The organism is Pseudomonas putida (assembly GCF_028682455.1).
Lineage (GTDB): Bacteria > Pseudomonadota > Gammaproteobacteria > Pseudomonadales > Pseudomonadaceae > Aquipseudomonas > Aquipseudomonas putida_AA.
Genome location: NZ_JANHLD010000004.1, coordinates 85,001 through 108,292, shown reverse-complemented (window position 1 = coordinate 108,292; position 23,292 = coordinate 85,001). Strand labels below are relative to the sequence as shown.

Annotated in this window: 16 protein-coding genes and 2 pseudogenes; 9 read left to right on the top strand and 9 right to left on the bottom strand. The window is 63.2% G+C overall.

The genetic code is table 11. The features are described 5' to 3' along the window. The first annotated feature begins 13 nt into the window (after positions 1 to 13). The 3 genes from thrC (at position 14) to NPS58_RS23565 (ending at position 6,447) form a co-directional block, all read left to right on the top strand. Complete coding sequence (gene thrC / locus NPS58_RS23575) at positions 14 to 1,423, top strand: threonine synthase (protein ID WP_274117679.1); 1,410 nt, start codon at positions 14 to 16, stop codon at positions 1,421 to 1,423. A gap of 113 nt (positions 1,424 to 1,536) precedes the next feature. Then, positions 1,537 to 5,118 carry a transporter substrate-binding domain-containing protein gene (locus NPS58_RS23570; protein WP_274117678.1) on the top strand — a complete coding sequence of 1,194 codons (3,582 nt, stop codon included), beginning with the start codon at positions 1,537 to 1,539 and terminating at the stop codon, positions 5,116 to 5,118. A gap of 84 nt (positions 5,119 to 5,202) precedes the next feature. Further along, on the top strand, positions 5,203 to 6,447 hold the full coding sequence (locus NPS58_RS23565) for an EAL domain-containing response regulator (RefSeq protein WP_274117677.1): 1,245 nt from the start codon (positions 5,203 to 5,205) through the stop codon (positions 6,445 to 6,447). Here the strand turns inward: NPS58_RS23565 and NPS58_RS23560 are convergent. The 3 genes and pseudogenes from NPS58_RS23560 to NPS58_RS23550 all read right to left on the bottom strand — a co-directional run bounded on the left by NPS58_RS23560 (position 6,426) and on the right by NPS58_RS23550 (position 9,319). Then, positions 6,426 to 7,088 carry a response regulator gene (locus NPS58_RS23560; RefSeq protein ID WP_274117676.1) on the bottom strand — a complete coding sequence of 221 codons (663 nt, stop codon included), beginning with the start codon at positions 7,086 to 7,088 and terminating at the stop codon, positions 6,426 to 6,428. The genes NPS58_RS23565 and NPS58_RS23560 overlap by 22 nt on opposite strands. A gap of 106 nt (positions 7,089 to 7,194) precedes the next feature. After that, positions 7,195 to 8,039, bottom strand: a pseudogene (locus tag NPS58_RS23555) (TIGR02285 family protein). An 80-nt stretch (positions 8,040 to 8,119) separates the two neighbouring features. Beyond that, positions 8,120 to 9,319 (bottom strand): CaiB/BaiF CoA transferase family protein, encoded by a 1,200-nt coding sequence (locus tag NPS58_RS23550; protein ID WP_274117675.1) that lies wholly within the window; start codon positions 9,317 to 9,319, stop codon positions 8,120 to 8,122. Positions 9,320 to 9,448: 129 nt separating this feature from the next. Between NPS58_RS23550 and NPS58_RS23545 the strand changes: the two genes are divergently transcribed. The 4 genes and pseudogenes from NPS58_RS23545 to NPS58_RS23530 form a co-directional block, all read left to right on the top strand. Continuing rightward, positions 9,449 to 9,991, top strand: coding sequence for a YaeQ family protein (locus tag NPS58_RS23545; RefSeq protein ID WP_028942931.1), 543 nt, complete (start codon positions 9,449 to 9,451; stop codon positions 9,989 to 9,991). Positions 9,992 to 10,045: 54 nt separating this feature from the next. Then, positions 10,046 to 11,755, top strand: coding sequence for a single-stranded-DNA-specific exonuclease RecJ (gene recJ / locus NPS58_RS23540; protein WP_274117674.1), 1,710 nt, complete (start codon positions 10,046 to 10,048; stop codon positions 11,753 to 11,755). Positions 11,756 to 11,871: 116 nt separating this feature from the next. Then, entirely contained in the window at positions 11,872 to 12,978 is a 1,107-nt protein-coding gene (locus tag NPS58_RS23535) for an NADH:flavin oxidoreductase/NADH oxidase (protein WP_274117673.1), read from the top strand. 12 nt (positions 12,979 to 12,990) lie between these two features. After that, a pseudogene (locus tag NPS58_RS23530) lies at positions 12,991 to 13,119 on the top strand (NADH:flavin oxidoreductase/NADH oxidase); the annotation flags it as partial. A gap of 150 nt (positions 13,120 to 13,269) precedes the next feature. On the opposite strand, the gene NPS58_RS23525 reads toward NPS58_RS23530, so the two are convergent. The 6 genes from NPS58_RS23525 to ydcS form a co-directional block, all read right to left on the bottom strand. Continuing rightward, positions 13,270 to 15,132, bottom strand: coding sequence for an NAD(P)/FAD-dependent oxidoreductase (locus NPS58_RS23525; protein WP_274117672.1), 1,863 nt, complete (start codon positions 15,130 to 15,132; stop codon positions 13,270 to 13,272). Positions 15,133 to 15,145: 13 nt separating this feature from the next. Continuing rightward, positions 15,146 to 16,570 carry a gamma-aminobutyraldehyde dehydrogenase gene (locus NPS58_RS23520; protein ID WP_274117671.1) on the bottom strand — a complete coding sequence of 475 codons (1,425 nt, stop codon included), beginning with the start codon at positions 16,568 to 16,570 and terminating at the stop codon, positions 15,146 to 15,148. Positions 16,571 to 16,588: 18 nt separating this feature from the next. Continuing rightward, positions 16,589 to 17,395, bottom strand: a complete 807-nt coding sequence (locus tag NPS58_RS23515) for an ABC transporter permease (protein WP_274117670.1) — start codon at positions 17,393 to 17,395, stop codon at positions 16,589 to 16,591. Beyond that, the gene (locus tag NPS58_RS23510) at positions 17,385 to 18,338 is read right to left on the bottom strand and encodes an ABC transporter permease (protein ID WP_274117669.1); all 954 of its coding nucleotides are present in this window, start codon (positions 18,336 to 18,338) and stop codon (positions 17,385 to 17,387) included. The genes NPS58_RS23515 and NPS58_RS23510 overlap by 11 nt, the downstream gene beginning before the upstream one ends. Next, positions 18,325 to 19,365 carry an ABC transporter ATP-binding protein gene (locus tag NPS58_RS23505; RefSeq protein ID WP_274117668.1) on the bottom strand — a complete coding sequence of 347 codons (1,041 nt, stop codon included), beginning with the start codon at positions 19,363 to 19,365 and terminating at the stop codon, positions 18,325 to 18,327. The genes NPS58_RS23510 and NPS58_RS23505 overlap by 14 nt, the downstream gene beginning before the upstream one ends. Before the next feature lie 75 nt (positions 19,366 to 19,440). Then, entirely contained in the window at positions 19,441 to 20,592 is a 1,152-nt protein-coding gene (gene ydcS, locus NPS58_RS23500) for a putative ABC transporter substrate-binding protein YdcS (protein WP_274117667.1), read from the bottom strand. 216 nt (positions 20,593 to 20,808) lie between these two features. On the opposite strand from ydcS, the gene NPS58_RS23495 reads away from it, so the two are divergent. Both NPS58_RS23495 and NPS58_RS23490 read left to right on the top strand, forming a co-directional pair. After that, a complete protein-coding gene (locus tag NPS58_RS23495; RefSeq protein ID WP_274117666.1) occupies positions 20,809 to 21,540 on the top strand; it encodes a tellurite resistance TerB family protein in 732 nt (243 codons plus the stop codon). A 189-nt stretch (positions 21,541 to 21,729) separates the two neighbouring features. Next, complete coding sequence (locus NPS58_RS23490; RefSeq protein ID WP_425313140.1) at positions 21,730 to 23,292, top strand: methyl-accepting chemotaxis protein; 1,563 nt, start codon at positions 21,730 to 21,732, stop codon at positions 23,290 to 23,292.

The following is a 23,292-nucleotide window of genomic DNA, read 5'->3' as shown; positions in this document are numbered from 1 at the left end:
AAGGTTTGTACCCATGCGATATATCAGTACTCGTGGCCAGGCTCCGGCCCTGAATTTCGAAGATGTCCTGCTGGCAGGCCTCGCCAGCGACGGCGGCCTGTATGTGCCGGAAAACCTGCCGCGCTTCACCCAGGAAGAGATCGCTTCCTGGGCCGGCCTGCCGTATCACGAGCTGGCTTTCCGGGTGATGCGCCCGTTCGTCACCGGCAGCATCGCCGATGCCGACTTCAAGAAGATTCTCGAAGAAACCTACGGTGAGTTCGCCCACGCCGCGGTCGCGCCGCTGCGTCAGTTGAACAGCAACGAATGGGTGCTGGAGCTGTTCCACGGCCCGACCCTGGCGTTCAAGGATTTTGCCCTGCAGTTGCTCGGCCGCCTGCTCGATCACGTGCTGGCCAAGCGCGGCGAGCGTGTGGTGATCATCGGCGCCACCAGTGGTGACACCGGTTCCGCCGCCATCGAAGGCTGCCGCCGTTGCGACAACGTCGACATCTTCATCCTGCACCCGCACCAGCGTGTGTCGGAGGTTCAGCGCCGCCAGATGACCACCATCTTCGGCGAGAACATCCACAACATCGCCATCGAAGGCAACTTCGACGACTGCCAGGAAATGGTCAAGGCCAGCTTCGCCGACCAGGGTTTCCTCAAGGGCACTCGCCTGGTGGCAGTCAACTCGATCAACTGGGCGCGGATCATGGCCCAGATCGTCTACTACTTCCACGCAGCCCTGCAGTTGGGCGGTCCGGCGCGTTCGGTGGCCTTCTCGGTGCCGACCGGCAACTTCGGCGACATCTTCGCCGGTTACCTTGCGCGCAACATGGGCCTGCCGATCAGCCAGCTGATCGTCGCCACCAACCGCAACGACATCCTGCACCGCTTCATGAGCGGCAACCAGTATGTCAAGGAAACCCTGCACGCGACCCTGTCGCCGTCGATGGACATTATGGTCTCGTCGAACTTCGAGCGCCTGCTGTTCGACCTGCACGGTCGCAATGGCGCGGCCATCGCCGGGCTGATGGACACCTTCAAGCAGGGCGGCGGTTTCAGCGTCGAGCAGGACCGCTGGACCGAGGCACGCAAGCTGTTCGATTCGCTGGCCGTCGATGACGCACAAACCTGCGAGACCATCGCCGAAGTCTTCGCCCAGACCGGTGAAGTGCTCGACCCGCACACCGCCATCGGCGTCAAGGCCGCGCGCGAATGCCGCCGCAGCCTCGACACGCCAATGGTGGTGCTGGGTACCGCCCACCCGGTCAAGTTCCCCGAAGCGGTGGAAAAAGCCGGCGTCGGCAAGGCCCTGGAGTTGCCTGCTCACCTGAGCGACCTGTTCGCCCGGGAAGAGAAATGCACGGTGCTGGCCAACGACCTCAAGGCTGTACAAGCCTTCGTCAGCCAGCATGGCAACCGTGGCAAGCCGCTGTAATCGACCGAAAGGCCTTTGAAAAAGCCCGTCACTGACGGGCTTTTTCGTTTCTACTGGCCCTGGATAACTGGAACAGATCAGGAGTATCAATGAGCACAGGATGTTCAGGGGCCATGCGGCTCGTCATGGGCCTGGTGTTGTGGCTGTGCGCGGGCAGTTGGGCGCAGGCTGCCCAGAGCCTGCCTTTCACACTGGTACCGCCGTTCGCCGCGCTTGAGCCGATGCCGCTCAGCCCGGCGCAGCGACAATGGCTTGGCCCGTCGCGAACACTGCGAGTGGGTATTTCCTTTGCCGACTACGAGCCGGTGGACATCACCATAGACCGCAACCGCTACCAGGGCATCAGCGCCGACTACCTGAGCCTGGTTGCCCGGCGCCTGGGCGTGAAGACGCAGGTGCTGGCCTTCGCCCGGCGCGAGGAAGCCATCGAGGCCCTGCATGACGGCGTGATCGATGTGCTGACCAGCGCCAACGGTTTCGAGCGCAGCGTGGCGGGCCTGACGTTCACCGAGGACTACATACCTGACCGTTCCATGGTGGTGGTGCGCGGCGGAGCAGCCATACCACCAGCATCGCTGGCCGGAATGAAGATCGTGCTGCTCGACGGCTATGCCGACACCCAGGTGATGCACCGTGTCTATCCCGACAGCCAGGTGATTCTGGCCCCCACGCTCAGCAGTGCCCTGGAGGCCGTCAATCAGGGCGAAGTGGATGCCTTTATCGGCAACGAGATCATCGTGCGCGCCTACAATGCGCTGCGCCCGTTCCTGGGGCTGCAAGTGGTCGGCCCCAGTGCCTTGCCGCCGATCGGCTTCGCCTTCGCGGTGCGGGCCGGCGACCAGCCGTTGCAGGCTATGTTCAACCAGGCGCTGGCCAGCCTCGATGACTCGGTACGGCGAGAAATTCTTGGCCGCTGGACTTCGGGGCTGGGCTCGGATGTGGCCCACCAGCGTGTCGAGCTGACCGCCCGGGAGCGTGACTGGATCGCGCGGCACCCGACGGTCACCGTGGTGGGCAGTCAATACCCGCCCTATCTGTTTCGCAATCGCCAGGGCGCCTGGGTCGGCCTGAACAGTGATGTACTGGCGACTGTCGCGCAGTTGACCGGGCTACGGTTCGAATATGCGCCATCCTCGTCGATTGCCCAGAGCCTGGAGCTGCTCAGAAGTGGTCGCGCCGACATGAGTACCACGTTGAGCGAAACCGCGGAACGTCGCACGTTCCTGGACTTCACCCATTCCCTGGGTGGCCAGAGCTGGGTGTTCATCGTGCGCGAGTCGCACCTGGGGCTGGCGTCGTTGGCCGAGTTGGCCGGGCAGACGCTGGCGCTCCCGGCCCAGCACGCGCTGGAAAGCAGTATTCGCGAAGAACATCCCGACATTCGGCTGCTGCTGGTGGACTCGCTGGCGCAGGCGCGGGAGAAAGTACGCAATGGCGAGGCCGTGGCGACTATCGACAGTGAAGTGGGCGCCTACGGCGTGCTGGGCAGTGACCCGACCCTCAAGGTCGGGCGAGGGGTCGATGGCAAGTGGGCACCGGATCGGTTCTCGGTTCGGCGCAGCGCCCCTGAGCTGGAGAGCATCCTCAACAAGGCCCTGGAGGCATTCCCGGTCGCCGAGTTGCGGGCCATGCGGATGAAATGGCTGGGCGCGCTGGCCCCGCCGGCCCCAGCCTGGCAGCGCATTGCACCCTGGGTCTACTGGGCGGCGGCCGCGGCGGTGCTGTTCGCGCTGGTTTCGCTGATCTGGAGCAGCCGCCTGCGCGCCCAGATCATCCAGCGGGAGCGGGCCGAGGAGGCGCTCAACGACCAGTTGGCCTTCAAGCGCGCCTTACTCGATGGCATCCCCAATCCGATCTACGTCAGGGACCTGGAAGGGCGCCTGATTACCTGCAACAAGAGCTACGAACAAGCTTTTTCATTGAGCCTGGCGGACGTCAAGGGGCGGCGCCTAACCGAAATCGAGGTGATCCCGCCGGAACTGGCTGCACAACTGCACGCGGACTACCTGGAACTGTTGCAGAACCCCAAGCCGGTGTTTGCCGACCGGCGTATCGAGTATCCCGGGCGGCGCATTGACGCCTACCAGTGGACCGTACCCTTCTACCGTGCCGACGGCCAACTGCAGGGCCTGCTCGGAGGCTGGATCGACATTACCGAGCGCAAGCAACTGGAAGCGGATCTGGTGGAGGCCCGCCAGCACGCTGAGCAGGCCAACCAGGCCAAAAGTGCCTTCCTGGCGACCATGAGCCATGAAATACGCACCCCGATGGCGGTGATTATCGGCTTGCTGGAGCTTGAGCGCGAAACCGCGAGGGTCAACGGTGTTCCGCCTTCGCCGGGACTTGAGACCGCTCACCAGGCGGCCAGCGAGCTGATCGCGCTGATCGGCGACAGCCTGGACCTTGCTCGGATCGAGGCCGGTAGCCTGCAGTTGGCGCCGCAGGCCACGGCGTTGCGATCGTTTATCGAGCGTATCGTCGCGCAGTTTCGCACCCAGGCCCTGGCCCAGGGGCTGGACTTGCAGGTGCAGATCGCGGAGGACGCCCAAGGAACCTACTGGTTCGATCCGTTGCGATTGCGCCAGGTGTTGGTCAATGTGTTGGGCAACGCGCTGAAGTTTACCCATGAAGGGCAGGTCATCCTGCGGGTGACCCGAACCGGCGAGCCTGCACCGCAAGGCATCGGCGTGTGCCTGAGCGTGTGCGACACCGGCATCGGCATCAGCGCCCAGCAGCAGACCGAGCTGTTCACGCCGTTTGCCCAGGCCAATGCACAATCTGCCGCCCAGTACGGCGGCTCGGGGCTGGGCTTGAGCATCTGCCGGCAACTGGTGGAACTGATGGGGGGCACTATCACGTTGCACAGCGTGCCGGGTGAGGGAACCGAGGTCCGGGTCATGCTGGTGCTGGAGCCGGTTGCCCAGGCGCAGGACGTCCCGGCGCCGGCGCAGGTTCATCGCCAGCCAGGACCGGCGCGAAAGATACTGATCGTCGATGATCTCTCGGCCAGTCGCATGGTTTTGCGTCAGCAGCTTGAGTTTCTCGGTCACCAGGTGCTGGCGGTCGACAGTGGCCAGGCCGCCCTGGATGGCTGGCAGGCCGAGCGCTTCGACCTGTTGTTGAGCGACTGCAACATGCCGTTGATGAGTGGCTATGCCCTGGCCCGAAGCATCCGGCAACGGGAGACCGAACTGCAGCGACCGGCCATTGCGATCATCGGCTGCACGGCCAATGCGCTGACGGAAGAACGGGCACGCTGCCTGGACGCCGGCATGGATGAGTTGCTGGTCAAGCCGGTGTCGCTCGATCGCTTGTCTGCGCTGATCGAAACCCTGGCCCCGCCTTGCAGCTTCCGGATCCAGGCGTTGCAGCAGATGACCCAGGCCAACGACGAGGTGATGCTGCGCATGCTTGAAGAGCTGCGCAAGAACTTGCGTGAGGAGCAGGGGCAACTCGGTGAGGCTGTAGTGCGCCTGGAGTGGGAGCGTATCAGCGCCTCGCTGCATCGACTCGAAGGGGTTGCCTGCCTGATCGACGCGCTGGCGCTGGCTCGTGCCTGTACCGAGCTGGGGCAGGCCAGGCATGGACCGCAGCCCGAGGCAACGCAGCAGGCCTGGCTGGCATTGGAGCGCGTCCTGGAGCAGTTGCAGGCCGACGTAGACGCTGAATTCTTTAGGATTCAGCCTGTTCTTTAGGACTTGTCTGATGGGTTGTCGAATTCTTCCTGACTAGAGTAGCCCCGTGCTATTGCACATATCGGCTACTGCAGGGAAGGGTACATGCGATCTTTGAAAGTCTTGATTCTGGAGGACCATCCATTTCAACTGATGGCCTTGCATCAGATGCTCAATGCCATCGGTATATTCGATGTGCTGACGGCCGAGTCGGTGGAAGATGCCACCCAGGCATTGGCGCGTCGGGGTCCGGTCGACATCGCCATCTGCGACTTGCAACTCGAGGGTGCCGACGGCTTGGCAATGATCCGCCACCTGGCAGACAACAGGCTGGCCAGCGCATTGATCATTCATAGCAGCGCCGAACAATGCGTGATCGACAGTGTCGGCGACCTGGCACGGCAATTGGGCCTGGACGTGCTGGGAAGCTTTCAGAAAATGGCCAGTAACGTCGTACTGCATCAAGTGCTGCTGCAGTATGTGGAACATGGCAGCAGCACTCCTAAGGTCGCCCCGGTACCGCAGTTTCCCGAATTGCAGGCCCTGTCGGCGGCGGAAGTGGCTCGCGGCCAGGATCAGTGGGTCGCGCATTACCAGCCCAAGGTCAGTTTCGACGGCCAGCTGGTCGGCGTCGAAGCCTTGGTCCGCTGGCATCACCCCACCCTGGGCGTGCTGTCGCCGGCGCAGTTCTTTGCGGTTATCGAGCGGGCCGGTCTGCTCGATACCTTGAGCCTGCATGTGCTGGAGCAGGCCCTGGCGCTCAGTGCCCGATACCGTTCAAAGACTGGCCAGGCCATGCCGGTGGCGGTGAACATCGCACCGCAGCTACTGGCGCGCGAAGACTTCGGCGCCTTGGTGGCCGTCGCGCTGGGGCGTCATGGCGTACCGCCCAGTGCATTGACCCTGGAAATTGTCGAAACCCATGGCTGCGCGCTGGATTGCCAGCAGCTTGAAGAGCTGCTGCATTTGCGCATTCTGGGTTGCCAGCTGTCCATCGATGACTTTGGTACCGGCGTTTCCAACCTGCAGCGCCTGCTGGAGCTACCGTTCAGCGAATTGAAACTCCCCAGCGAGTTTGTCCGCGGCATGGCCCATGACGGCAAGAAGGCTGCCGTGGTGGCCGGCGCGTTGATGATGGCCCGGCGCATGGAACTGAGCGTGGTGGTCGAAGGTGTGGAGACGGTCGACGATCTGTTGGCGATCAAGGAGTTGGGGCGTCCGGTCATGCAAGGCTACTTCTTTGCCCGACCGATGCCGGAGGCCGAGCTTGAGCAATGGATCGACGATCGCAATCGTGCAGGCCTGCCGATAAGTGCCCAGCCAGCAGGTCAGCTCAAGCCTTGTGCCTGAAGGGAGAGAAACAACGCCGCGTCATTGGCCACGCCCAGCTTGCGCATCGCGCTGATCTTCTGCGTGCTGACGGTCTTTTTGCTGCGATTGAGCAGGACGGCAATCTCGTTAACGGTGTGGCCGGCGGCAAGCAGGCGGGAGACTTCAAGCTCCCTGGGTGACAGGGCCTGCCGGGCGCACAGGCGGTCGTCGCCCAGTCCGCCGTCCTGCAGCAGCAATTGTTCGACCGACGTTGCCAGGTACGTCTTGCCTCGTGGGAGGCCGCGAATGGCCTGGGGCAGTTCCTGGGCGAGGCTCGCCTTGCTCAGCAGGCCCTTCACCCCCAGGGCGAGCATGGCGCGAAACAGCCCTGCATTGTTGAGCATGGTGACCACCAGGATGGGCAGCTGCGGAAAATGCCGGCGAACCTGCTCCAGCAGTTTCAAACCGTCGTTCTGCTGCTCCACCGGCATCATGAAGTCGGTCACCAGGATGTCGCATTCCAGGCATTGCAGGTGCGCCATCAGTTGCTGGGGGCTGCCGGCCTCGGCAACCACCCGCACGCCGGGTATCTGTTGCAGAACAGCCCGCAAGCCGATGCGAAAGATCGGATGATCGTCCGCCAGGACAATGCGCAGGTCACGGGTGGGGGATGTACTCAATGCAGGCTCCGCTCGAATTTCTCTGCCAAGTGAAGCACTGCTGTGCGGTCAGGTCACGCCTGATGTGCAAATACGCCGCCCTTGTCGGCGTGGCAATCGGCAAGGGTCAGGGCCGTTCGTTGAAGAACTGCTGGCTGTCCTGCAGGTAGTGCTCGCGCAGGTCGGGGTCCAGCCACTGGGCGTAGAGCTTGGGCAGGACGGTGCGGCGCAGCGGTTGCAGGAGTTGATCGATATGGGTGATTGCTTCCCGACCCAGTGGCGTATCGGAGCATCCCACATGGATGAACTGGTAGGGAGCCGCGCCCTTGAGCGGATAAAACCGATAGTCATCCGCCGACCAGCCTTGTTGCGCAAGCATGTAGCGAACCTCGGGCCAATAGCCCAGCAGTAGCTGCAGGCGTCCGCGTTGTTGCATTTGCAGCAGGTTGGTGGCCGCGTCATTGCCGTAGTGGCGACTGACGGTGTTGTCTGGCAATGTCTTGAGCAGGGCGTCTACCGGGGGCTGTAGCTGCGCTCGGCGACGACCCCAAGCTTGAGTGAGGTGCCGGTCAGCAAGGCTTGCAGGTCGACCTGCTGATTCTCGATGAATGGCGCCAACAGTGCCTGGTCTTGCTGGCGAACCACCAGGCCACTGCTGAGCATGCCCAGGCTGGGCTGTGAAAAATACACGTAGCGAGCACGGTCGGCCGTCCAGAGCAGGGTTGGATCACAGGTGAACCTGCGCTCCTGCAGCATCTGTATCCCGCGTGCCCGATTGACCCGGACGATGCTGTGGTCATATTCAGGCATGTTCTCGATCAGCATGGGCAGCAGTTGGTCGACCACACCCTGGCCTTTGCTTTCGCCTTCGTAGATGGTCAGCGGGGGCAGGTCGCGCAGCAGCCATACCAGGCGCTCCTTGGCCCAGGCTACGCCCGGCAGGCCACTGCCCAGCAGGCCGCACAGCAGCATCGCCAGCAAAGTGCGGTGCCTGCACTTGATCATTTACGAGTCTCCGCCGTCGAATCTGGAACAGGGGTGGGCACGGTGTTCTAAACCGCCCCTTGCTCACGCAGGCGGGCGATGGTCGTGGCATCGTAGCCGAGCTGGCCGAGCAGTTGCTCGGTGTGGGCGCCAAGCTCCGGTCCTACCCACTCGCTGGAGCCGGGTGTCTGCGAAAGCTTGGGCACGATACCCGGCATCTTGAACGGCTTGCCGTCCGGCAGTTTGGCCTGCAGGAACATCTCGCGGGCCAGAAACTGCGGGTCGCTGAACATGTCTTCGGCACTGTAGATACGGCTGGCCGGAACCTGGGCGCCGTTGAGCACCTGCATGAGCTCGTCCAGCGGCAGGGTGCGGGCCCAGCGGTCGATCACCCCGTACAGCTCGTCGCGGCGCAGATCGCGCCCGTCGTTGCTGGCCAGTTGCGGGTCGTCGGCCAGGTCCTGGCGCCCGATCGACTGCATGAAGCGTTTGAAGATCGCATCGCCGTTGGCGCCAATCTGCACGTGCTTGCCATCGGCGCTGGTATGGATCGAGGAGGGGGTGATCCCAGGCATGATGTTGCCGGTGCGCTCGCGGATGAATCCGAACACGTCGAACTCCGGCACCATGCTTTCCATCATGGCGAAGATCGCCTCGTACAGGGCTACATCCACCACCTGGCCTTCACCGCCGTTGACCTCGCGATGACGCAAGGCCATCAACGCACCGATCACGCCCCAGAGCGCTGCGATGGAGTCGCCGATGGAGATGCCGGTGCGTACCGGCGGGCGGTCGTCGAAACCGGTGATGTAGCGCAGCCCGCCCATGGACTCGCCTACCGCACCAAAGCCTGGCTGATCCTTCATCGGGCCGGTCTGGCCGAAACCGGACAGACGCACCATCACCAGTTTCGGGTTCAGCGCGTGCAGGGTTTCCCAACCCAGGCCGAGCTTTTCCAGCACGCCGGGACGAAAGTTTTCGATCAGGATATCGGCCTCGGCCAGGAGCTTCCTGAGGATCTCGATCCCTTCGGGATGCTTGAGATTGAGAGTCAGTGACTGCTTGTTGCGGGCCTGGACGAACCACCACAATGAGGTGCCTTCATAGAGCTTGCGCCACTTGCGTAACGGATCGCCGCCGTCGGGGGACTCGATCTTGATCACCTGGGCACCGAATTCGGCGCAGATGCGCGAGGCGAACGGGCCGGCGATCAGGGTGCCGAGTTCGATGACTTTCAGGCCGGCGAGAGGTTTGCTGGGCGTAGACATGGGGCATCCGTGGCGGCAGGTCAGAGTCCCCGTTTTTATCATACGCGGGCGCACTCAGATACTGCCGCGGGGCAAGGAGTGCCAGGATCGGTTAGACTGGGCGACTTTTCTCGCCGCAAGATGCTCACCATGGCCCAGCCGTCCACGACCTACAAATTTGAACTGAACCTCACCGATCTTGACCGCGGTGTGTACGAAAGCGTCAAGCAAACCATCGCCCGTCACCCTTCGGAAACCGAAGAGCGCATGGCCGTGCGCTTGCTGGCTTACGCCCTGTGGTACAACGAGCAGCTGTCGTTCGGGCGTGGTCTGTCGGATGTGGACGAGGCTGCGCTGTGGGAGAAGAGCCTGGACGACCGCATCCTGCACTGGATCGAGGTCGGCCAGCCCGATGCCGAGCGCCTGACCTGGTGTTCGCGCCGCACCGAGCGTACCAGCCTGCTGGCCTATGGCAGCCTGCGCGTGTGGGAGACCAAGGTGGTGGGGGCGGTCAAGGGCCTGAAGAACCTCAATATCGCCGCCGTGCCCCAGGACGTCCTCGAGACCCTGGCCACCGACATGCCACGTTCGATCAAATGGGACGTGATGATCAGCGAGGGCACGATCTTCGTCACCGACGATCGCGGCCAGCACGAAGTCCAGCTCGAATGGCTGCTGGGTGATCGCGGCTAAGGCCGCCTCGCACACCGCCGTCTATTCCTGATCCACGAGAAGCCCCATCGCCCCATGCGCATCGAACCTCGCCCGCTGCCTTCCACCTTGCCGTTTCTTGGCGACCTGCCGCCCTTGCTGACCCGCCTGTATGCCGCGCGCGGCGTGCAATCGGCCGATGAGCTGGACAAGAGCCTGGCGCGCCTGCTGCCCTATCAGCAGCTCAAGGGCATCGAGGCGGCGGTCGACCTGCTGGTCGAGGCACTGGCGCAGCGCCAGCGCATTCTGATCGTCGGCGATTTCGATGCCGATGGCGCCACGGCCAGCACTGTCGGTGTATTGGGTTTGCGCCTGTTGGGCGCGGCCCATGTCGATTACCTGGTACCCAATCGTTTCGAATACGGCTACGGCCTGACCCCGGAAATCGTCCAGGTAGCCCTGGAGCGCCAGCCGCAGCTACTGATTACCGTGGACAACGGTATCTCCAGCGTCGAAGGCGTGGCCGCCGCCAAGGCCGCCGGGCTCAAGGTGCTGGTGACCGACCACCACTTGCCTGGCAACGAGTTGCCCGCCGCCGATGCCATCGTCAACCCCAACCAGCCAGGCTGTACCTTTGCCAGCAAGGCCCTGGCCGGCGTCGGGGTGATCTTCTACGTGCTGATGGCCTTGCGCGCCCGCTTGCGCAGCCTTGGACACTACGAAAACCGGCCGCAACCGAACATCGGCGAACTGCTCGACCTCGTGGCCCTGGGCAGTGTGGCCGACGTGGTGCCGCTGGATGCCAACAACCGCATCCTCGTGCACCAGGGCCTGGAGCGGATCCGCGCCGGGCGTGCCCGTCCGGGGCTCAAGGCAATCCTGGAAGTAGCACGACGCGACCATGCCCGCATCACCTCCACCGACCTTGGCTTTATCCTCGGCCCACGCCTGAACGCCGCCGGACGTCTGGATGACATGAGCCTGGGCATCGAATGCCTGCTCAGCGACGACCCGGGCCTGGCCCGGGAAATGGCCGGGCAGCTCGACGAACTCAACCAGGACCGCAAGTCCATCGAACAGGGCATGCAGCGCGAGGCGCTGGCCCAGCTCAAGGACCTGCCGCTGGAGTCGATGCCGTTTGGCTTGTGCCTGTTCGAGCCGGACTGGCACCAGGGGGTGATCGGTATCCTGGCCTCGCGCCTCAAGGAACGTTACCACCGGCCAACCATCGCCTTTGCCGACGCGGGCGAGGGCATGCTCAAGGGCTCGGCGCGTTCGGTGCCCGGTTTTCACATCCGTGATGCGCTGGATGCGGTGGCAGCAAGTTATCCGCAGTTGATCAGCAAATTCGGCGGCCATGCCATGGCCGCCGGGTTGTCTCTACCCGCCGACAACTTTCCGGCATTCGCCCAGGCGTTCGATGACGAAGTCCGTCGCCAGCTGCAAGAAGACGACCTGACCGGGCGCCTGCTGTCGGACGGCACCCTGGCGGTCGAAGAGTTTCACCTCGAACTGGCCCGCGCCTTGCGACACGCCGGCCCTTGGGGCCAGCACTTCCCTGAACCGCTGTTTCATGGCGTGTTCCAGCTGGTCGAACAGCGGGTAGTCGGCGAGCGGCACTTGAAGGTGGTGCTCAAGAGCGAGTGCGGTTCGGTCCGGCTCGATGGCATTGCCTTTGGGGTGGATCGCGAGGTATGGCCCAACCCGACGGTGCGTTGGGTGGAGCTTGCCTACAAGCTCGACGTCAACGAGTTCCGTGGCCAGGAAAGCGTGCAACTGATGATTGCGCATATGGAGCCGCGCTGAGGCAAGGGGCAAAGTGGTCTAGGCTCAGTAGGATTGGTCGAAGAACCTGCGGGGAAGATTCTGTGGTCGGCCGGTCAACCATCTGGAGCCTTACCACTTGATTTGAGAGGTGCCCCATGAGCCTGCTGCTTGAGCCCTACACCCTGCGCCATCTGACCCTGCCCAACCGAATCGCCGTTTCTCCCATGTGCCAGTATTCCAGTGTCGATGGCCTGGCCAATGACTGGCACCTGGTCCACCTGGGTAGCCGCGCGGTGGGGGGCGCCGGGTTGATCTTCACCGAAGCCACGGCTGTAACTGCCGACGGACGAATCACCGCCCAGGACCTGGGGCTGTGGGACGACGCACAGATCCCGCCACTGCAGCGTATTACCCGCTTCATCACTGCCCAGGGCGCCGTACCGGGTATTCAACTGGCGCATGCCGGTCGCAAGGCCAGTACCTATCGGCCGTGGCTGGGCAAGCAAGGCAGCGTCAAGCCGCAAGAGGGCGGCTGGGTGCCGCTCGGACCGTCAAAGATCGCCTTCGACCCGCAGCACACTGCCCCGGTAGAGATGACCAAGGCGCAGATCGACGAGGTGATCCAGGCTTTTGTCGACGCGGCGCATCGTGCGTTGCAGGCCGGCTTCAAGGTGGTGGAGGTGCACGCGGCACATGGCTACCTCCTGCATCAGTTCCTGTCGCCGTTGAGTAACCAGCGACGTGACGAGTACGGTAGCTGTTTTGAGAATCGCATTCGTTTGACCTTGCAGGTGACCGAGGCTGTGCGCGAGGTCTGGCCGGAGGAATTGCCGGTGTTCGTACGGCTGTCGGCCACCGACTGGGTGGAGGATGGCTGGAACCCGGATGAGACGGTCAAACTGGCCAAGCACTTGAGAGAGCTCGGTGTGGACCTGATCGATGTATCGTCGGGCGGCACGTCGGTGAATGCCGAAATTCCGACCGGGCCTGGGTATCAGACCCAGTTCGCGGCCAAGGTGCGGGAGGAATCGGGGATCGCCACCGGTACGGTGGGGATGATCACCGACCCCATGCAGGCTGAAACCATCTTGCGTACGGCCCAGGCCGACATCATCTTCCTGGCTCGAGAGCTGTTGCGTGACCCGTATTGGCCTTTGCATGCCGATGACGACCTGGGCGGCAACAAGGCCACCTGGCCAGCCCAGTACCAGCGGGCGACCAGCCGCGCCAACCCGATTCATGAGTCCGACTTGCGGGATTGACGAGGCCGCTGGTTGCGTGACCCGTATTGGCCTTTGCATGCCGATGACGACCTGGGCGGCAACAAGGCCACCTGGCCAGCCCAGTACCAGCGGGCGACCAGCCGCGCCAACCCGATTCATGAGTCCGACTTGCGGGATTGACGAGGCCGCTGATGTGGGGGTAGGAGCGGGTTCGCTCCGCGATGAGGCCAGTACAGCCTGTAATTTCAGGGTTGCCTGGCCCACGACCGCTTCGTGGCCGATCGCGAATGAATCCGCTCCCTCAGCAGCTACGCTGCACTTCCCGGGCTGTCACCCCAGCTCTTCCACTGCGCGCCAGGCCTCGTCGATGGCCGCATGGGCATACGCACTCCAGGCCGCATCGGAGTTGGCGATGCTGACCTTGCCCACGGGTTTGCGCGCCAGTTCCATCCACTGTTCGGTCTGCTCGGGGTCGTCGTAGAGGGTGTTGGTGAAGCAGGCGTAACCATGGGGCCAACGGTTGACGGTGATCGCCAGGATGTCCTGCTGGTGATCGAAACCTCCAGGCCCAAGCATTCGTTGCAACTGCTCGCGCAGTTGGCTTTCCAGGGTTTCGAACGCAGTGCCATACAACCGCGCACGCCCGGCGCGCGCCTGGTCGCGGCTGTTCATCTTGCTGTCGGGGCTGGTTGGCACGTAGACCATGTGCAGGCCAATGGGCTGTGCCGGATCACGAGGGTGCTCATAGCCCCCCAGACTCACCGGATAATCCAGTTTGATGCGGCTATACGGCTGGGTAGCGGCATAGATTTCGTGCACGCCAAGTTTCTGGAAGGCGTGCCAGTTGCGCACGATGACCTTGGTGTACACCAGCGGGAACTTCACGTTCTGGCTCAGGGCATGGGCCTGTTCGGCCGACAGGTCGCGCAGCAGGTAGGGGATCATCATGTTGTAGCAGGCCAGGATGCAGTGCTTGCCGCGCACCTGGGCCAGTTGCCCACCCCGGCTGTAGCCGACATTCACCTCGCCATCCTGATTGACCACGCTGACCGCAGTACTGTTCAGGCGCAGGCGTACCGATTGGCCGGTGCGGTCGAGCTGGCTGTAGTCGAATTTGGCCAGGACGATGTCTTCCATGCCGGTGCCCGGTGCCACGGCAGGTATCAGGTCGCGCACCAGCAGGCGCGCCAGTGAGGCGTTGCCGTCCGGGAAGTGGTAGATGTAGGGCTCTTCCATCTCGGCCCGGGCTTCTTCGCTGATCGGCTCCAGGTCCATGGCGGCAAAGCCCGGGAAGCCAACGTAGTAGGCATCGGCGGCGGCCACGGTATCAATGCTCAGGGCCATGAAGTCGTTGGTGCGGCCCTGGAAGTACTTCACTGCTGCGGGCGACAGGCCGACGTCCTTGAGCAGGAAGTCCTGGTAGCTGGTGCGTTCAAGATACGCGGTTTTCTCCTCCAGGGTTTTGCCTGCCAGGTAGTCCCGGGGCGCTTCGTGTAGGTCGATCAAGGCCTTGCGGTCGCTGTCGGGCAGCGGGAAGTCGTTGATGAAGTCGCGGATCGGCCGGGCATTGAGCTGCTCGGGGGCGATATCGTCGGCGACCATGGGGGTGGGGTCGCCGCTGACCAGCTTGTCTTCGCCGAAGTGCTCCTTGTCGAAAAATACCCCGCGCGAAAGCCCTAGGTCCGGGTAGAAGCTGCGATCGAAGGCGGTTTCAAAACGCTTGATGTCCACTCCGAGGTCTTTGAGCAGTCCATTGACCTGGGCGCTGTACAGGTGGTTGGGCGACTGGAAGGCTTCGCTGCCGCCGTAGCCGAGGATCATCCGTGCGCCGGCGGTGAACTCGTTGCGCTTGGCATGGCCGCCGAAATCGTCGTGGTTTTCCAGGATCAGGATTTTTGCCTGGGGGTGCTTCTGGCGATAGAAGTAGGCCGCCGACAAGCCACTGATGCCGCCGCCGACCACCACCAGGTCATAGCTTTCGCTGATCGGTAGGGCGTCGGTGGCGAAGCGCTGTTTCTCCCAGCCCATCTGGTGGGCGACTTCAAAGGCGCCGGCATGGCTGCCGCGCAAGCCGGTCAGCGCAGGAGGGTAGTAGCGCCCGGAAGGGGCTGCCTGAAGCAGTTGCAGCGGGGTCAGGCCCGCTGCAATGCCGATGGCGACTCCATTGATGAAGTCGCGGCGGGTAATTTCCATAGGTTTCCTTACCTTAGTGTTTGAACATCACATGCCGTATGCAGGTGTAGTCTTCCAGCCCGTACAGGGACATATCCTTGCCGTAGCCCGACAGTTTCTGACCGCCGTGGGGCATTTCGCTGACCAGCATAAAGTGGGTGTTGACCCAGGTACACCCGTACTGCAAGCGAGCCGAGACCCGGTGAGCGCGCCCGACGTCAGCGGTCCAGAGTGACGAGGCCAGGCCATAGTCGGAGTCATTCGCCCAGGCCAGAGCCTGCGCTTCATCTTCGAAACGGGTGACCGAGACCACCGGGCCAAACACTTCACGGCGCACGATCTCGTCATCCTGCTGGGCGTCGGCGAGCACCGTCGGCTCGAAGAAGTAACCGTCACCCGGCACGGCCTTGCCACCGGTCACCAGGCGGATATGCGGCTGGGCGATGGCGCGTTCGACCATGGCGGCAACCCGGTCGCGATGTTGCGCGGTAATCAAGGGCCCAAGCTCGGTCTCCGGGTCGTTCTGCAGGCCGTGCTTGAGGCGGGCCACCGCATTGCCCAGTTTCTCCACGAACTGCTCGTAGATGCCGCTTTGCGCGTAGATACGGCAGGCGGCGGTGCAGTCCTGGCCGGCATTGTAGAAGCCGAAGGTGCGGATGCCCTCGACGGCGGCGTCGATGTCCGCATCGTCGAAGATGATGACCGGCGCCTTGCCGCCGAGCTCCATGTGCATGCGTTTTACGCTGTCGGCGGTACTGGCGATGATGTTGGCGCCGGTGGGGATGGAGCCGGTCAGCGAGACCATGCGCACTTTCGGGTGTGTCACCAGCGGCGTACCCACGCTCGGTCCACGGCCAAATAGAATGTTGAGGACGCCCGCCGGGAAGAGTTCGGCAGCCAGTTGCGCCAGGCGCAGGGCGGTAAGCGGGGTCTGCTCCGATGGCTTGAGCACGACCGTGTTGCCCGCCGCCAGGGCCGGTGCGATTTTCCAGGCGACCATCATCAACGGGTAGTTCCACGGTGCGATCGACGCGACCACCCCGAGGGGGTCGCGGCGGATCATCGAGGTGTGGCCCGGCAGATACTCGCCGGCTGCCGAGCTACCGAGGCAGCGGGTGGCGCCGGCGAAAAAGCGGAACACGTCGGCGATGGCCGGGATTTCGTCATTGAGCGCTGCCGCGTAGGGCTTGCCGCAGTTGTCCGACTCCAGGCGCGCCAGTTCCTCGCCGTGCGCCTCGATGCTGTCGGCCAGTTTCAGCAACAGCAGCGAGCGGTCCTTGGGGGTGGTCTGCGACCAGGTTTCGAAGGCGTGGTCGGCGGCACGCACCGCCGCATCGACCTGGGCCTCGCTGGCTTCGTTGATGTCCACCAGCACGCTGCCCAGGGCCGGGTTCAGTACAGACAAGGCCGGCCCCTCACCAGCCACCAGTTGGCCATTGATCAGCAGTCGGGTTTGCATCGTTGAGTCCTCCGGGAGTTATTTGCCGCTGCCGGCAACACTTTCGCCGCCGCGGGTCAGGTAATAGGCGCCCAGGATGGGCAGCATGGTCACCAGCATCACCAGCATGGCCACCACGTTGGTCACTGGCACGTCCCGTGGCCGGCTGAGCTGGTTGAGCAACCAGATCGGCAAGGTCCGTTCGTGGCCGGCAGTGAAGGTGGTGACGATGATTTCATCGAACGACAGCGCGAAGGCCAGCATGCCACCGGCGAGCAGGGCCGAGCCGAGGTTGGGCAGGATGATGTAGCGAAAGGTCTGCCAGCCATCGGCGCCCAGGTCCATCGACGCCTCGATCAGGCTCTGGGAGGTACGACGCAGGCGGGCGATGACATTGTTGTAGACGATCACCACGCAGAAGGTGGCGTGGCCGACGACGATGGTGAAGATGCCAGGCTCGATGCCCAGGGTCTTGAAGGCCGACAGCAGAGCGATGCCGGTGATGATGCCGGGCAGGGCGATGGGCAGGATCAGCATCAGCGAGATGCTCTCCTTGCCGAAGAAGTTGCGCCGGTACAAGGCCGCCGAAGCCAGGGTACCGAGCACCAGGGCGATCAGCGTGGCCAGGCAGGCCACCTGCAGCGAAAGCTTGATCGACTCCAGCACATCGGGCCGGGAGAACGCCACGGCGAACCATTTCAGGGTAAAGCCCTGGGGTGGGAAGCTGAAGGCGGCATCCTCGGTGTTGAAGGCATAGAGGAAGATGATCAGGATCGGGAAGTGCAGGAACACCAACCCGCCCCAGGCCGCCAGGCGCAGGCCGATTGATGCGCGTTCAGAGTGCATCGAAGGCCCCCAGGCGTTTGACGATGGACAGATAGATGGCGATCAGCACGATAGGTACCAGGGTGAACGCGGCAGCCATGGGCATGTTGCCGATGGCGCCTTGCTGGGCGTAGACCATGCTGCCGATGAAGTAGCCGGGCGGGCCGACCAGCTGCGGCACGATGAAGTCGCCCAGGGTCAGGGAGAACGTGAAGATGGACCCGGCGGCAATACCGGGGACCGACAGCGGCAGGATGACCTGTACGAAGGTCTGGCGCGGCTTGGCGCCCAGGTCAGCGGAGGCTTGCAGCAAAGAGGGCGGCAGGCGTTCCAGGGACGCCTGGATCGGCAGGATCATGAACGGCAGCCAGATGTAGACGAACACCAGGAAACGCCCCACGTGCGAAGTCGACAGGGTACTGCCGCCGACCCCGGGAATACCGAGCACGAACAGCAGCAGCGCCTCCAGGTGCAATTGCTGGACGAACCATTGGGCCACGCCGCCCTTGGCCAGCAGCAGCGTCCAGGCGTAGGCCTTGACGATGTAGCTGGCCCACATCGGCATCATCACCGCGATATAGAAAAACGCCTTGGTCTTGCCGCTGGTGTAGCGAGCCATGTAGTAGGCGATGGGGAAGGCGAGGATGGCGCTGGCGATGGACACGGCGATGGCCATGCCCAGTGTGCGCAGGATGATGTCGAAGTTCGACGGATTGAACAAGGCAGCGAAGTTGGCCAGGGTCAGTTCCGGGCTGACCGCCATGGTGAAGTCGTCGAAGGTGTAGAAGCCCTGCCACAGCAGGCTCAGCAGCGAGCCCAGGTAAATCGCACCGAACCAGATCAGTGGCGGTATCAACAACAGCGCCAGGTACAGGTTGGGTCGCCGGTACAGCAGATCGGAGAAGCGTCGAAGCGGGGAGGAGGGCTGGGCGCGGGTGTCCACGGTCATGTCACGGGCCCTCATGCAGCACGGTTTCCTGCAGGGCTGTCATGGCCTGGCGTGCCCAGCTGGCCTTCAACGGCTGGCCGGTCTGCCAGGGTGCCGTCTGCGCGTGCCATTGATTGTTGGCCTGGCTGACGCAAAGCAATTGCCCGCTGTCCAGTTTCAGCTCGTAGCGGGTGGCGCTGCCCTGGTATTGGATGTCGTGCAACAGGCCACTGACCTGGATGTCATCGTCGGACACCGGCTGTTCGCCCAGGCGTATATGTTCGGGACGAATCGAGAACGGCTGCGGGCTGCCGCTCAATTGCACGGCCAGTTCGCCACGCAGCACGTTGGAGGTGCCGACGAATTCGGCGACGAAGGTAGTGGCGGGCTTCATGTAGAGATTGCGCGGCGTATCGACCTGTTCGATGCGGCCGCGGTTGAACACCGCAACCCGGTCGGACATCGACAGGGCTTCGGTCTGGTCGTGGGTGACGAAGATGAAGGTGATGCCCAGCTGGCGCTGTAGTTTTTTCAGCTCGCCCTGCATCTGTTCGCGCAGCTTCAAGTCGAGCGCGCCCAGGGGCTCGTCGAGCAGTAGCACCCGCGGACGATTGACCAGGGCCCGTGCCAAGGCCACGCGCTGGCGCTGGCCGCCGGACAGTTGTACCGGCTTGCGTGGGCCATACCCGCCCAGGGCAACCATGGCCAGGGCCTCCTCGGCGCGGGCCAGGCGTTCCTGCTTGCCGACGCCCTTGACCTTGAGGCCATAGGCGACGTTGTCGCGTACGTTCATGTGCGGGAACAGGGCGTAGTCCTGGAATACCGTATTGACGTCACGCTGGTACGGTGGCAGGCCCGCGGCCTCGGCACCGTGTATACGGATGGAGCCGGCGCTGGGCTGCTCGAAACCTGCGATCAGGCGCAGGCAGGTGGTCTTGCCTGACCCGGAGGGGCCGAGCATCGAGAAGAATTCACCGTCCTGGATGTCGATGGAAACCTGGTCGACGGCCTTTACCTCGCCGAAAGTCCGCGACACACCGGTGAACTGGACTGCAAGCGTCATAGTTTGGCTCCGAAAGGTTGCGCGTCTTCGCGGGGCAAGCGTTGCTTGTAATCGAGCTGGCCCCGCGATCAGGCCTTAGCGGCCCCCCATGATCGCAATGTAGTCCTGGGTCCACCGGCTATAAGGCACGAACTTGCCGCCCTCTGCCTGCGGTGTCTTCCAGAAGGCAATCTTGTCGAAGTTGTCGAATCCATTGGTCTTGCAACCGTCCGCCCCCAGCAGTTCACTGCCCGTACAGGCCGCCGGGACGGCTGGCAGCGAGCCGAACCAGGCCGCTATGTCTCCCTGCACCTTGGGCTGCAGCGACCAGTCCATCCACTTGTAGGCGCAGTTGGGGTGCTTGGCATCGGCATGCAGCATGGTGGTGTCGGCCCAGCCAGTAGCACCTTCCTTGGGAATGGTCGAACTCACCGGTTGCTTGTCGGCCTTGAGGGTATTGACCATATAGCCCCACGAGCTGCTGGCCGCCACGCCCTCGTTCTTCACATCGCTCATTTGTACGGTCGCGTCGTGCCAATAGCGATGGACCAGCGGTTGCTGCTGGCGCAACAGGTCGAGCACCGCCTTGTACTGGGTTTCGTTGAGTTCGTAGGGGTTCTGGATGCCCAGCTCGGGCTTCGCCGATTTCAGGTATAGAGCTGCGTCGGCGATGTAAATCGGGCCGTCATAGGCCTGCACGCGGCCCTTGTTCGGCTTGCCGTCCGGCAGGTTCTGCGGCTCGAATACCACGCCCCAGCTGGTGGGCGCCTCCTTGAAGACGTTGGTGTTGTAGAGCAGTACGTTGGGGCCCCACTGGTAGGGGGTGCCGTAGACCTGCTTGTTCACCACGTACCAGGCGCCGTCCGCCAGGCGGGGGTCGAGGTTTTTCCAGTTGGGAATCAGCGCGGTGTTGATCGGCTGCACGCGCTTGCCGGCGATCAGTCGCAGCGAGGCGTCGCCTGACGCCGTCACCAGGTCATAGCCGCCCTTGGTCATCAGGCTGACCATTTCGTCCGAAGTGGCGGCGGTCTTGACGCTGACCTTGCAGCCGGTTTCCTTCTCGAAGCCGCTGACCCAGTCATAGGCCTTGTCGCTTTCACCACGCTCGATGTAGCCGGGCCAGGCGACGATATCCAGCTGGCCTTCGCCGGCCCCTACGGCTTTGAGCGGTTCTGCGGCCTGCAGGCTGGCACTGGCCAGCAGCGCAGTGCCCAGGGCACTGAATGTGGCGGTCTTGTTCACGAGCATGGTGTTCCCTCTTGTTCAAATGATGATCGAGGCAGTCATGGCGGCAGTGACACATCCCCTTAAGCGTAGTGCTGATATTGGGGGCCAGCCTGGGGGCGAGTTCGGCCATGTCGTTTTTCGACTGTTGCGAGCAACATCTGGAAGCAAATGCATTCAGCTTCGCTTCAGCCAGCGGCAGTACTCTTGGGGTTTCTTTCCTCCCCATGGAGATGCTCGATGAACACCCGTGGCTTGCTCGATCAGTTGCTCAAATCCGGTCAGGACATGCTGCAGAACCAGGCTGGCAAAAGCCCGGCCGGAAAACCCGGCGCAGCCGGTGGGCTCGGTGACCTGCTGGGCGGTAAAGGCGGTGGTGGTGGCCTGGGCAGCCTGCTCTCCGGTGCCGGCGGCGGTGCCCTGGCTGCCGGGGTCATGGGACTGCTGATGGGCAACAAGAAAGCCCGCAAGTACGGCGGCAAGGCCCTGACCTATGGCGGCCTGGCGGCCCTCGGGGTGCTGGCCTACAAGGCCTACGGCAACTGGCAGGCCAAGCAGGGCACCGCCAGCCAGGTCGAACCGCAAACCCTGGATCGCCTGCCGCCTGCCCAGGTCGAGCAGCACAGCCAGGCCATCCTCAAGGCGCTGGTGGCTGCCGCCAAGTCCGATGGTCATGTCGACGATCGCGAGCGGGCCTTGATCGAAGGCGAGTTCGTCAAGCTCTCCAGCGACCAGGAGCTGCAACACTGGCTGCACGCCGAGCTCAACAAACCGCTGGACCCTGCCGACGTGGCTCGCGCAGCCCGCACCCCGGAAATGGCCGCCGAAATGTACATCGCCAGCGTGATGCTGGTGGACGAGGAGCACTTTATGGAGCGAGCCTACCTGGACGAGCTGGCTCGCCAGCTCAAGCTTGATCCAGCGCTCAAACTCGAACTGGAAAATCAGGTGAAGCTGGTCGCCAACCAGTGAATCCGGGCTAAAGGCCAGCAAGGATTTTGCCGGCCTGCGCTTGGCCTGTATGTCAGCCGCAAATGCACGTAGTACCTGGGCTATACTCTGCCCATTTTTCTGCGCGCGTAGAATATTTGAGGGCTGACTGTGAAAAACTGGACCTTGCGCCAACGGATCCTGGCAAGTTTCGCCGTGATAATCGCCATCATGCTGTTGATGGTGGTTGCCGCCTACTCGCGCCTCGAGGCGATCGAGACCGACGAGGAAGCGGTTCGCACCGACAGCATCCCTGGCGTCTACTACAGCTCGATGATCCGCAGCGCCTGGGTCGACAGTTATGTGTTGACCCAGCAGTTGGTGGGGCTCAGTGGCAACCGCGAAATCACTGCTGCCGACAAGTTGCAGTACAAGGAATACGACGATCGCCTCAAGCAGCACATGTCCAGCTACCAGGCAACCATCCAGGACCCCGACGACCAGGCCACGTTCGATGAGTTCGGGCGCCTGGAAAGCGCCTACGACAAGGCCATCGAGGCGGTGCTTGAAGCCTACGCGCGCAAGGACTACACCCAGGCCCGCGAGTTGATCGAAAACGAGCTGACCCCAGCCTGGATCGCGGGTCGCAAACACCTGAACACGGTTATCGAACACAACCGCAAATCGGCTGAAATGGCTGCCGAATCCATTGTCAGTGCGGTGATCACCGCCAAGTTCAGCATGATCATTTCCCTGGTCCTGGCCATCATCGCTGCCGCCATCTGCGGACTGCTGCTGATGCGCGCCATCACCGCACCGATGCAGCGCATCGTGCATGCCCTGGACAAGCTCAGCAGCGGCGACCTCAGTGTACGCATGAAACTGGACCGCAAGGACGAGTTCGGTGCGGTGGAAACCGGTTTCAACGACATGATGGGCGAGTTGACCAACCTGGTCTCCCAGGCCCAGCGTTCCTCGGTGCAGGTCACCACCTCGGTGACCGAGATCGCCGCCACCTCCAAGCAGCAGCAGGCCACCGCCACCGAAACCGCAGCTACCACTACGGAAATCGGTGCCACCTCGCGTGAAATCGCCGCCACTTCCCGCGACCTGGTACGGACCATGACCGAGGTCACCTCGGCGGCCGACCAGGCCTCGATCCTGGCAGGCTCCGGCCAGCAGGGCCTGGCACGCATGGAAGAAACCATGCACCAGGTGATGGGCGCGGCGGACCTGGTCAACAACAAGCTGGCGATCCTCAACGAGAAGGCCGGCAACATCAATCAGGTGGTGGTCACCATCGTCAAGGTCGCCGACCAGACCAACCTGCTTTCGCTCAATGCCGCCATCGAAGCGGAAAAGGCCGGCGAGTATGGCCGCGGCTTTGCCGTGGTCGCCACCGAAGTGCGCCGCCTGGCCGACCAGACCGCCGTGGCCACCTACGACATCGAGCAAATGGTCCGCGAGATCCAGTCGGCTGTGTCTGCCGGCGTCATGGGCATGGACAAGTTCTCTGAAGAAGTGCGTCGCGGCATGTTCGAAGTGCAGCAAGTTGGCGAGCAACTGACGCAGATCATCCACCAGGTCCAGGCCCTGGCGCCGCGGGTGCTGATGGTCAACGAGGGGATGCAGGCCCAGGCCACCGGCGCCGAGCAGATCAACCACGCCTTGGTGCAGTTGGGCGATGCCAGCAGCCAGACCGTGGAATCGCTGCGTCAGGCCAGCTTTGCCATCGACGAGCTGAGCCAGGTTGCAGCGGGCCTGCGTGGCGGTGTTTCGCGGTTCAAAGTCTGA